Genomic DNA, 10,729 nt, shown 5'->3' on the forward strand with positions numbered 1-10,729 from the left:
ACACCTGCACCACGTCCGTCCGACCGGTCGAGAACCCCGCCTCGCAATAGGCCAGGTAGAACCGCCACAGCCGGTCGAAGGTCGCGTCCATGCCGCTGTGGGTCTCGTCGAACCGCTTCAGCCATAGGGACAGGGTCCGGGCATAGTCCTGCCCGAACCGTCGCATCTCGGTGGTCACCAGCCCTTGCGCCGCCGTCTCCTGATTCAGGCGCGGTTCGGACGGCAGCATCCCGCCGGGGAAGACGTATTTCTGGATGAAATCGACCTCGCGCCGATAGGCCTCGAACAGGTCGTCGCGGATGGTGATGATCTGCAATCCGGCCCGCCCGCCCGGCATCAGCCGGTCGCGCACCACCTTGAAATAGGTCGGCCACCACTGCTCGCCGACCGCCTCGAACATCTCGATCGAGACGATCCGGTCGAAGGTCTCGGGCGTGTCGCGATAGTCCTGCAGCCGGATCTCGACCCGGTCGGACAGCCCGGCCCGGGCCATGCGATCGACGGCAAACGCCTGTTGCGCGGGCGACAGGGTCAGGCCGACGATGGAACAGCCGATCTCCCTGGCCGCATATTCGGCGAACCCGCCCCAACCGCAGCCGATCTCCAGCACCCGGTGGTGGGGCTGGAGGTCGATGGACCGCGCCAGCGCGGCGTATTTCTCGGTCTGCGCCTGCTCCAGCGACTGGCTGGCTTGCGTCCACAGGGCCGAGGAATAGGTCATGCTCGGATCGAGCCAGCGCGAATAGAAGTCGTTGCCGAGGTCATAGTGGGCGACGATGTTCTTCTTCGATCCGGCCCGGGTGTTCATCCGCCCGAGGTTGTGCGTCACCCAGTTGAAGGCGCGCACCAAGGCGTTCCCGCTGGTCAGCTTGCCCAGCCGGTCGAAATTGTCGGCCAGCACGATCAGGGTCCGCGCCAGATCCGGCGTTCTCCACTCGTCGGCCATATAGCTTTCGGCCAGGCCGATCGCCCCGCCCGCCACGATGCGGCGGATGAAACCCCAGTCGCGGATCTCGAGCACGGCGCGGTCCGGCGACGGCGGTCCGAAATGATGCTCCTGGCGATCGGGCATCACCATGGTCAGGCCGCGCCCCTGCCAGTCCTTGTCGGCGGCGCGAAAGGCCCACAGCAGGATGCGGTTGGGCCTCGGCAGATCGAACCCGAACCGGCCTTGAACGTCGTCCACCAGGGGAGCCGTCATCTGTCTTCACTCCACGCACCAGGACGCAAACCGCAACCCCGTGATCAGCTACGTCCCGGGGTCGGAACGGATGCGCGCAGGGTCGGGAACTTTCGCCCTTCGCCCAAGCTTGACCATCCCGGCATCCGGATCGCGACGTCAGACGTAGCTTAGCCCGACTGTCAGAACCGCCGATACCGCAGGGCTTCATGTACGACCGCATCCCGCCGCTTCAAGATCCGTCCTCGCCGCGTCGAAACCTGGCGGTCGTGGGTTCGGGCGTGTCGGGTCTGTCGGCGGCCTGGCTGCTGTCGCAACATCACGACGTCACCCTGTACGAGGCCGGCGACCGGGTCGGTGGCCATGCCTGCACCGTCGAGGTGCCGGACTTCGATAACCGGGGTTCGCATCTGACGGCGGTGGACATCGGCTTCATCGTCTACAACGAGCCCAACTATCCGAACTTCACGGCCCTGCTGGACCATCTCGGCGTCGCTGCCAAGCCGGCCCATATGTCGTTCGCCGTGTCGATGGAGGCGGGCGGGTTCGAGTATTCCAGTCACGGGCTGGGCGGCCTGTTCGCCCAGAAGCGAAACCTGGCCAACCCCAAATTCTGGAGGATGCTGGCCGACCTGAAACGCTTCCACCGCGAGGCCGAGGCCGACCTTCCCGAACTGGACCAGTCCCTCTGTTCGCTGGGCGACTACCTGGACCGCAAGGGCTATGGCCAGAGTTTCCGCGACCTGCATCTGCTGCCCCAGGCGGCGGCGATCTGGTCGTCCTCATCGCGACAGATGGCAGACTACCCGGCCGCCGCCTTCGTGCGCTTCTACCGCAATCACCGCCTGCTCGAGGTCGATCTCAAGCCCAACTGGAAGACGGTCGACGGCGGCAGCCGCTCCTATGTCGACGCCCTGACCCGCGCCTTCCGGGGCGAGGTCCTGCTGAACCATTCGGTCGATCTGATCGAGCGCACGCCGGGCCGGGCGACGATCTTCGCCAACGGCGAACGCCGATCCTATGACGGCGTCGTCCTGGCCTGTCATTCCGACCAGGCCCTGGCCATGCTGGAACACCCAACCCCCGAGGAACAACGCCTGCTCGGGGCCATCCGCTACAGTCGGAACCGCGTCGTCCTGCACCGCGACATCGCCCTGATGCCCCGACGCAAGTCCGCCTGGGCCGCCTGGAACTATGTCGGCGAACAACCGGCGGCGGGCGACGCGGGTCAGCCCGGCGTCACCTACTGGATGAACCTGTTGCAGGGTCTGACCGGAGACAATCTGTTCGTCACCCTGAACCCCGAGCGAGAGCCGGATCCGGCGACCGTGCTGGTCGATCGCGAGTTCGACCACCCCATCTTCAACGCCGCCGCCCTGGCCGCGCAGAGCGATCTGTGGTCGCTGCAAGGCGTCAACGACACCTGGTTCGCCGGCGCCTGGTTTGGCTCGGGTTTCCATGAGGACGGCCTTCAGGCCGGTCTTGCCGTCGCCGAGGCCATCGGCGGCGTTCGCCGGCCCTGGACGGTCGAGAACGAGAGCGGCCGCATCCCTCTGACCACGCCGTCTCCCGCTCCTGCCATGGCGTTCGCGGCCGAATGACCCCGGCGGGCACACGCTCGGGCCTTTATGCCGGGACGGTGTTCCACCGCCGGACCCGTCCGCGCGTCCACGCCCTGCAATACCGCGTCTTCATGCTGCTGCTCGACCTCGACGAATGGGACGGGCTGATGAAGCGTCTGCGCTGGCTCGGTGCCGGCAAGTTTGGCCTGATGACCCTGCGCGCCTCCGACTTCGGCGACCGCTCCGACACGCCGCTGAAGACCCAGATCGCGACCCGCCTGGCCGAGGCCGGCATCGAGGGCGGCGGCCCGGTCCAGCTCCTGACCATGCCCCGCATCCTCGGCTACGGCTTCAATCCGCTCAGCGTCTTCTTCTGCCACGCGGCGGACGGGCGGTTGAGCGCCATCCTGTACGAGGTGTCCAACACCTTCGGCGGTCGCCATGCCTATCTGATGCCGGTCGATCAGACTCCGGGCCCGGTGCGCCAGTCCGTGGACAAGGCCTTTCACGTCTCGCCCTTCATGGACATGGACCTGGCCTATCGCTTCGCCGTGACCCCGCCGACCGGGGCGTCGGGCGAGGTCGCGAGCGTCGCTATCACGGTCGAGGACGCCCAGGGGCCGGTCCTCTTCACGGCCTTTCACGCCCACCGGTCGGAGATAACCGATCGCAACCTGCTGGCCGCCTGGATCACCCATCCCCTGCTGACGTTGAAGGTCATCGCCGGCATTCACTGGGAGGCGGTGCGACTGCTGCTCAAGGGCCTGCGCCTGCGCGGCGGCGTCACCCCTGCCTATCCCGTCACCGTCGGCGCCGTCTCCGAACCCCGAGGTCACCATGCGTAAGTTTCGTTCCGCCGTCATGGCCATCGCCCTGCTGGCCGGATCCGCCGATGCCGCCCTGGCCCAGGCCCCCGAGCCGCGCGCGTCCATAAATCTCGATCGCTTCATGGGCCGCTGGTACGAGATCGCCCGCACCCCGAACGATCGCCAAAGCGACTGCTGGGCCGCCAATCAGGTCTGGTCGCGCCGCAATGCCACCAGCTTCTCGATCAGCCAGACCTGCCATCGCGGCAGCCGCACGGGCCGGACGACGACGATCAACACGACCGCCCGCGTCCTCGACACCGCTACCAACGCCAAATGGGAGGCCAGCTTCTTCGGCGGCCTGATCCGTCAGCGTTACTGGGTCATCGACATCGCGCCCGACTATTCGTGGATGATCGCCACCACCGCCGACGGCCAGTTCCCGGCCCTGCTGTCGCGCAGCCCGACCATGAGCGCGGCCCAGAAGACCGAGCTGATCGCGCGCATGGGTCGCCTCGGCCTGCCGACCCGCCAGCTCATCAGCCGATAGGACGCCCGACGTGCTTCTAGCCCTCGCCTTCGCCCTGATCTTTATGCTGGTCGTCATGACGACCGCCTGGGCGACCGTGCTCAGGACCGGCAACGCCGGCTGGACCGACGTCTTCTGGACCTTCGGCACCGGCCTGACCGGCGTGATCGTCGCCCTGTCCCCCTGGGCCTGGGACACCGATGGCCCCAGCGCGCGCCAGATCCTGGTCGCGGTCCTCGTCGCTGTCTGGTCCGTCCGCCTGGGTGCCTACATCGCCATTCGCGTGGCCCGCACCAGGGAAGAAGACGCCCGCTACACCATGCTCAAGGCCGAGTGGGGCCCCACCTTCGGCAAGCGGCTGTTCGGCCTCGCCATCGTCCAGGCCCCGGCGACGACCCTGCTGTGCGCCTCCATCGCCGCGGCGGCCCTGCGTCCCGGCGAAGGCCTGATGCTGACCGACTATATCGGCGCCGTGATCCTGGCCGTCGCCATCGTCGGCGAGGGGATCGCCGACCAGCAGATGAAGGCCTTCAAGGCCGACCCCGCCAACAGGGGCCGGATCATGGACAAGGGCCTGTGGGGCCTGTCGCGCCACCCCAACTATGTCTTCGAATGGTTCGGCTGGGTCGCCTATCCGGTGATGGCCATCGATCTGAGCGGAGCCTGGCCCTGGGGCTGGGCCGCCCTGATCGCGCCGATCGTCATGTATCTGATCCTGACCCGCCTGACCGGCGTGCCCCCGCTGGAGGCCGCCATGCTCAAGTCGCGCGGCCAAGCCTACGCCGACTACCAGAACCGCGTCGGGGCCTTCTTCCCGCGCCCTTCCAAAGCTTCCTGAGGATCGCCCGATGAGACTGATTGCTGACAGCGTCAACAAACTCCAGGACGCGCCGTTTCCGGACTTCGTGACCCGCCCCGCCATCGCCCTGCTGGTCGCCAATGCGAGGAAGGCGCTCAAGACCCCGCCCGCCGACGTCGAGGCCGAGTTCGCCCGCGAAATGGCCGCCCGCCCGGTCGCCGAGCACACCGACGCCGCCAACGAGCAACACTACGAACTGCCCGCCCGCTTCTTCGAGCTGTGCCTCGGCAAGCACCGCAAATATTCCAGCTGCTTCTACGAAACCCCCACCGCCACGCTCGATCAGGCCGAGGCCAGCGCGCTCCGCATCACCTGCGAACACGCCGACCTGCGCGACGGGCAGGCCGTGCTGGAGCTCGGCTGCGGCTGGGGCTCGCTGTCGCTGTGGATGGCCGAACACTATCCGAACTCTACCATCACGGCGGTGTCGAACTCCCGCAGCCAGAAGGCCTTCATCGACGGCGAGGCGGCCCGACGCGGCCTGACCAACCTGACGATCATCACCGCCGACATGAATGTCTTCAACATCGACCGCACCTTCGACCGGATCGTCTCGGTCGAGATGTTCGAGCATATGGCCAACTGGCGCGCCCTGCTGACACGGGCGGCGAGCTGGCTGAAGGCCGACGGCCGGATGTTCATCCACGTCTTCAGCCACGTCGATCAGCCCTACCGGTTCGAGGTCTCCGACGACTCCGACTTCATCGCCCAGCATTTCTTCACCGGCGGCGTCATGCCCAGCCACGGCCTGATGCGCCAGTATTCGGACATCCTGGCCATCGACGACCAATGGCGCTGGTCCGGTACCCACTACCAGCGCACCGCCGACCACTGGCTCCAGAACATGGACGCGAATGCCGAGGAGGTCCGGGCCATCATGCAGGACGTCTACGGCGACCAGGCCGCGCTCTGGACCCGGCGCTGGCGGCGCTTCTACATGGCCACCGCCGGCCTGTTCGGCGACTCGGACGGAACGGTCTGGGGCGTCAGCCACTATCGCCTGAAGAAGGCCTGAGGATCCCATGCTGAAATACATCGCCGCCTATGGATCGTCCGCGATCGCCATGCTGGTGCTGGACGTCGTCTGGCTGACCATGATGGGCGATAGGCTTTATCGCCCGGTGCTGGGCGACTGGATGCGGACCAAGATCGACTTCGTCGCGGCCGGGGCCTTCTATTTCATCTTCCTGTTCGGGATCGTCTTCCTGGCCGTCGTGCCGGCCCTGAAGGAGGGGAACTGGACCCGCGCGGCGATCAACGGGGCGGTGTTCGGCTTCGTGGCCTATGCGACCTATGACCTCACCAACCAGGCGACCCTGACGCGGTGGGCCCTGCATATCACCCTCGCCGACATGGCCTGGGGCACCTTCATCAGCTGCACGGCCGCGCTCGCGGGCTATTTCGGATCGCGCTTGCTGGTCAGATGATGATGTGCCCACTCGCAGACCTTGCGCGTGGGCATGACCCAAAATCGGTCGCCACGGGTTGAGGCCTGATCGGCTTATTACACATGTTCAAGCAGCCCGTTCGAGACGCCGAAGATCCTCTGCGGTGTCGACGTTTGCGATCGGGCGCGGCAGCCCGCGTGGACGCCGCCCAAGCCGGCATAGAACGGCTGGGATTGCTGACGATGAAGCGATCGAGCTCGGGCGACAGGCTGGCGGGCCAGAGGCCTGAGATCGGAGGCTCGCGCAGATAGCTGACGGGGCCCGCGCAGTGGAGGCGAAGCACCAGATCGGCGGGCAGGATGAGGGTGCCGCATTCGACACTGACCGCCCACTCATACGACATCAGAGGCTCTGGCGGCCTCCTGACGTCGCCATATGGCCAAACGCACCGACCTGTTTCGCTATTTCGATAGCTCCCGGAAAGTGATCCGGACGGTCATGATGATGGACGTGAAGTTCCCGCTTTGCTTTTCAGCTTTTCAGCTGGGGCCGAACGAATACTGGATTGGCACAAACTGAGCGAGATATCGAATGCCGCGCGAGTGCCGACGCCGCGTGTTTGCACGACAATCCGGCCCTGCAATGCGAAGCACAGACGTTGGAGCTGAAGCGGGATCTCAATAGTTGTCCCTGATCGATCGCTGCCCCACCGGTGATCGGCCGCCGGCGATCATCATGGCGGTATAGTCCTCAAAGCTCATGTCGGTCATCGTCGACACCCCTTGTGCGAAGCTGATGCCGTCGGCGAAGATGAGTTTTGCTAGGAAATAGATGTTGCCGCCAAGCTCGATGGCGCGATTGAAGTCCCTGTCCAGGACAGCCTGCTTCTGTGTCTCCGTCATCGGCCATTGATCGAGATAGGCCCGCTCGTCGGATTTGAACCTGTCACGGTTGGTCGCCACCATCAGGCTCATGGCGAACTGGTTGAGATGATAGCCCTGTCGTGCCCGGGCCGCGGTGAAGATGCGGGTCCCGGGAATGTCGTCGAGGGCGTCCAGGTCGCTCTGCCGATCCCGATACACGGTCATGACAGGACACCCTCCGTTCGGATGTTGCCGAACCGGGTCGGTCGTCCGTGCGTCGCAATCATGCTGCTACCTCCAAAATTGGATCCAATCCTTGACCAACCTGCGAACAGATGCACTTATTGGATACAATAAACGCCGTTCAAGGCCGTGTCGAGGATCACCATGGAACATCCGCCCGCCCCCTGGCCCCGAAATGCCTGGTACGTGGCCTGTAGTCCCGGCGAGATCGCGGAGAAGCCCTTGGGCCGTCAGATCTGCGGAGAACGGATGGTATTCTTCCGAGGTGCCGAAGGTCAGGTTCAGGCACTTGAGGACTTCTGCCCCCATCGGGGCGCGCCGCTCTCCCTGGGCTTCGTTCGGGAGGGCCATCTGGTGTGCGGCTATCACGGCCTGACCATGGGCTGCGACGGCCGAACGGTGAGCATGCCAGGTCAGAGGGTCAGCGCATTCCCCGGCATCCGCAGCTATGCCGTGATCGAACGCCACGGCTTCATCTGGGTCTGGCCCGGAGATCAGGACAAGGCCGACGCCGGCACGCTTCATCCCCTGCCCTGGGCCGAAAGTCCTGACTGGGTCTATGGCGGTGGCCTGTTTCACATCAACTGCGATTATCGTCTGATGATCGACAACCTGATGGACCTGACGCACGAGACCTATGTCCATGCGTCCAGCATCGGCCAGAAGGAGATCGACGAGGCACCCGTACAGACTGAGTTGTCAGACCACGAAGTGATCACCCGTCGGCACATGGAGAAGATCATCGCGCCGCCGTTCTGGGCCATGGCGATGCGAGAAGCCGGTCTGGCGGAGGACAGCCTCGTGGATCGCTGGCAGATCTGCCGGTTCTCGCTGCCCAGCCACGTGATGATCGAAGTCGGAGTGGCCCTGGAAGGACACGGAGGCTATGCGGCACCTTCGCAGGTCAAGGCGTCGAGTGTCGTGGTGGACTTCATCACACCGGAAACCGAGACGTCCCACTGGTATTTCTGGGGCATGGCCCGCAATTTCAAGACGGAAGACGACGCGCTGACGGAGAAGATCCGGCAAGGACAGGGGGCGATCTTCACCGAGGACCTGCAAATGCTGGAGCAACAGCAGATCAATATCGACCGTCACAAGGACCGTCGCCTGCTCAAACTCAATATCGATGCGGGCGGTGTCCGATCGCGAATGTTGATCCAGCAGGCCATCGCAGCCGAACGGGCCATGGCAGAGGCCGGCCAGGACGCCGTGGGACAGCATGGATGATCGCCTGATTGCCGAGGCGCTTTGCGCCCGCTTGATCTATCGGTTTGCGGCCGCGAACGATGACGGCGACTGGGAAGAAGCGGCGTCTCTGTTTGTTGAGGACGGCCTGTTCGCCCGCCCCTCCGCACCCGACCACCCGGTGTCGGGCCGTGCAGCGATCCTGGCTGCCTTTCAGGCCAGGCCCGCTCGGGTGACGCGTCATATCGTATCCAATGTCATCGTGACCGTCGAGAACGAGACGGAGGCCCAGGCCCACAGCCTGATCCAGTTGTATGTCCAGAGTGACGACGGCCGGGCGGTGCCACCTCTCGTTGGCGAGTTCCATGATAAGCTCGTTCTCGTCTCTGCGGGCTGGCGTTTTCGCGAGCGGCGAGGCTCTCTGGCATTTCGCTCATGACCCGGTTGCCCACCCTTGAAACCTGCACCCTCGTCGTAGTCGGCTGATTGCATGTCGGACAAGCCGCTTGCCACGCGAATCCGGCAGATGATCCTTCAGGGTCAACTCAAACCCGGAGAGCGATTGACCGAGACCGGTCTCGCCGATCGGCTGGGCGTATCACGCACGCCGATAAGGGGGGTCCTGCCGTCCCTCGCCGCCGAGGGGTTTCTAGTCACCGTGGGTCGGCGTGGCTACGCCGTCGCGGCGTTCAGCGACCGCGAAAGCCTTGAGGCCCTGGAACTTCGCGCCCTGCTCGAAGGTCAGGCCGCCCGTATGGTCGCCCGCAACGGTCCGGCACCAGAACTCCTGACGCAACTCGAGCTCTGCCTGAAGCAGGGTGACGCACTGTTTGACCACAGCCGACCCGACCGCGTGGACCGCGACGCCTATGGTGAGATGAATGAGCAGTTTCACACCTTGATCGTGGAGGCGGCTGGATCACCGCTTCTGGAGTCCATGATCGAGCGGCTGAACCACACCCCGTTCGTGGCCCCTTCGGTGCCGGTCTTCAATGACACGGAGGGCGAAGCGACCTTCACCCTGCTGTTCCGGGCGCACGGACAACATCATGCCCTGGTCGAGGCTATTCGCGAACGCGATGGTGCCCGCGCCGAGGCCCTGTTTCGCGAGCACGCCTTCGCCCAGAGACAGAGCCTGTCGGCGCGAGACGCAGGCAGCAGCACCAAGCCCCCGCCCGCGCGCCCGGCGTCGCCACGCAGACGCGCCCCGATGGCCCAGGGCCGCCGCCCGCTGACGGCACTCGCCTGACCGGTCACAGGAATATCATGCCCATCTCTGCCGCGGCTCCTCCGCTTTTTCTCCCGGGACTGCTCTGCGACGCGCGTATCTGGGCAGGCCAGCTCGAAGCGCTTGCCGCGTTCAATCCGGTCGTGGCGAGCTATGGATTGAGCCGGTCGCTGACGGAAATGGCCGAGGTCGCCCTGGCCGCGGCCCCGCCCCGCTTCTCTCTGATCGGGCACTCCATGGGGGCTCGCGTAGCGCTTGAAATCCATCGCCAGGCCCCCGAACGTATCGAGCGACTGGCGCTGCTCGACACCGGAGTTCACCCGCCTCAGCCCGGCGAAGCCGAGAAGCGTTACGCCCTCCTCGATCTCGGGAAACGCGAAGGCGTGGATCGGATGGTCGATGTCTGGCTCCCGCCGATGGTACACCCGGATCGCCAGACCGACCCGACCTTGATCGGCCCCCTGCACGCCATGGCGACGTCGATGGGTCTGTCGGTGTTCGAGGCCCAGATCGAAGCCCTGCTGGGGCGACCGGACGCAACGCCTCTCCTGTCCTCGATCGAGGTGCCGACCCTCGTCGGGGTTGGCCGACAGGACGTCTGGAGCCCGCTAGCCCAGCACCAGGACATTGCCGCGCGCATTCACGGTGCAACTCTGTGCGTGTTCGAGGACAGTGGCCACATGTCCCCGGTCGAGGCGGCGGACGCTGTGACCTCAGCGCTCCTTCAGTGGCTCTTGCGCGCTTGAGACGACCGAGATCCGGCAGCAGGCGAGCATGGCGCCCCGCCTAGGTGTCGTTTCCAAGAAGGTTGTTCACCCGTTGCCATGGGGTGATGCCTTTGATGCGGGAGTGGGGTCGGTTGAGGTTGTAGTCGTCGGTCCAC

General features: G+C 65.4%; 12 protein-coding genes. 10 read left to right on the top strand and 2 right to left on the bottom strand.

Annotated features, from left to right (window positions below):
* Positions 1 to 1,201 (bottom strand): class I SAM-dependent methyltransferase (locus ACILQR_RS13000; RefSeq protein ID WP_395651826.1); only part of this gene is annotated, 1,201 nt, incomplete at its 3' end.
* 188 nt (positions 1,202 to 1,389) lie between these two features.
* Here ACILQR_RS13000 and ACILQR_RS13005 point away from each other — a divergent pair.
* The 6 genes from ACILQR_RS13005 to ACILQR_RS13030 are packed head-to-tail and all read left to right on the top strand — an operon-like array spanning position 1,390 to position 6,363.
* Entirely contained in the window at positions 1,390 to 2,781 is a 1,392-nt protein-coding gene (locus ACILQR_RS13005; protein ID WP_395651827.1) for an NAD(P)/FAD-dependent oxidoreductase, read from the top strand.
* On the top strand, positions 2,778 to 3,587 hold the full coding sequence (locus ACILQR_RS13010) for a DUF1365 domain-containing protein (RefSeq protein WP_395651828.1): 810 nt from the start codon (positions 2,778 to 2,780) through the stop codon (positions 3,585 to 3,587). The genes ACILQR_RS13005 and ACILQR_RS13010 overlap by 4 nt, the downstream gene beginning before the upstream one ends.
* Positions 3,580 to 4,098, top strand: coding sequence for a lipocalin family protein (locus ACILQR_RS13015; protein WP_395651829.1), 519 nt, complete (start codon positions 3,580 to 3,582; stop codon positions 4,096 to 4,098). Before ACILQR_RS13010 ends, ACILQR_RS13015 begins: the two co-directional genes overlap by 8 nt.
* Positions 4,099 to 4,108: 10 nt before the next feature.
* Positions 4,109 to 4,915: a DUF1295 domain-containing protein gene (locus ACILQR_RS13020; protein ID WP_395651830.1), complete on the top strand. Its 807-nt coding sequence runs from the start codon at positions 4,109 to 4,111 to the stop codon at positions 4,913 to 4,915.
* Between the two features lie 10 nt (positions 4,916 to 4,925).
* Complete coding sequence (locus tag ACILQR_RS13025; protein ID WP_395651831.1) at positions 4,926 to 5,951, top strand: SAM-dependent methyltransferase; 1,026 nt, start codon at positions 4,926 to 4,928, stop codon at positions 5,949 to 5,951.
* Positions 5,952 to 5,958: 7 nt separating this feature from the next.
* Positions 5,959 to 6,363, top strand: a complete 405-nt coding sequence (locus tag ACILQR_RS13030; RefSeq protein ID WP_395651832.1) for a DUF2177 family protein — start codon at positions 5,959 to 5,961, stop codon at positions 6,361 to 6,363.
* Positions 6,364 to 7,001: 638 nt separating this feature from the next.
* On the opposite strand, the gene ligA is transcribed toward ACILQR_RS13030, so the two are convergent.
* Positions 7,002 to 7,412 carry a protocatechuate 4,5-dioxygenase subunit alpha gene (gene ligA / locus ACILQR_RS13035; RefSeq protein WP_395651833.1) on the bottom strand — a complete coding sequence of 137 codons (411 nt, stop codon included), beginning with the start codon at positions 7,410 to 7,412 and terminating at the stop codon, positions 7,002 to 7,004.
* Positions 7,413 to 7,574: 162 nt separating this feature from the next.
* Here ligA and ACILQR_RS13040 point away from each other — a divergent pair, with 162 nt between their 5' ends.
* The 4 genes from ACILQR_RS13040 to ACILQR_RS13055 are packed head-to-tail and all read left to right on the top strand — an operon-like array spanning position 7,575 to position 10,592.
* Positions 7,575 to 8,660: a Rieske 2Fe-2S domain-containing protein gene (locus ACILQR_RS13040; RefSeq protein WP_395651834.1), complete on the top strand. Its 1,086-nt coding sequence runs from the start codon at positions 7,575 to 7,577 to the stop codon at positions 8,658 to 8,660.
* Entirely contained in the window at positions 8,653 to 9,057 is a 405-nt protein-coding gene (locus ACILQR_RS13045) for a nuclear transport factor 2 family protein (RefSeq protein WP_395651835.1), read from the top strand. Before ACILQR_RS13040 ends, ACILQR_RS13045 begins: the two co-directional genes overlap by 8 nt.
* A gap of 51 nt (positions 9,058 to 9,108) precedes the next feature.
* Positions 9,109 to 9,867, top strand: a complete 759-nt coding sequence (locus ACILQR_RS13050) for a GntR family transcriptional regulator (protein ID WP_395651836.1) — start codon at positions 9,109 to 9,111, stop codon at positions 9,865 to 9,867.
* A 17-nt stretch (positions 9,868 to 9,884) separates the two neighbouring features.
* Positions 9,885 to 10,592: an alpha/beta fold hydrolase gene (locus ACILQR_RS13055; protein WP_395651837.1), complete on the top strand. Its 708-nt coding sequence runs from the start codon at positions 9,885 to 9,887 to the stop codon at positions 10,590 to 10,592.
* Positions 10,593 to 10,729: the final 137 nt, after the last annotated feature.

The sequence above is a fragment of the Brevundimonas sp. genome (assembly GCF_044239655.1).
Lineage (GTDB): Bacteria > Pseudomonadota > Alphaproteobacteria > Caulobacterales > Caulobacteraceae > Brevundimonas.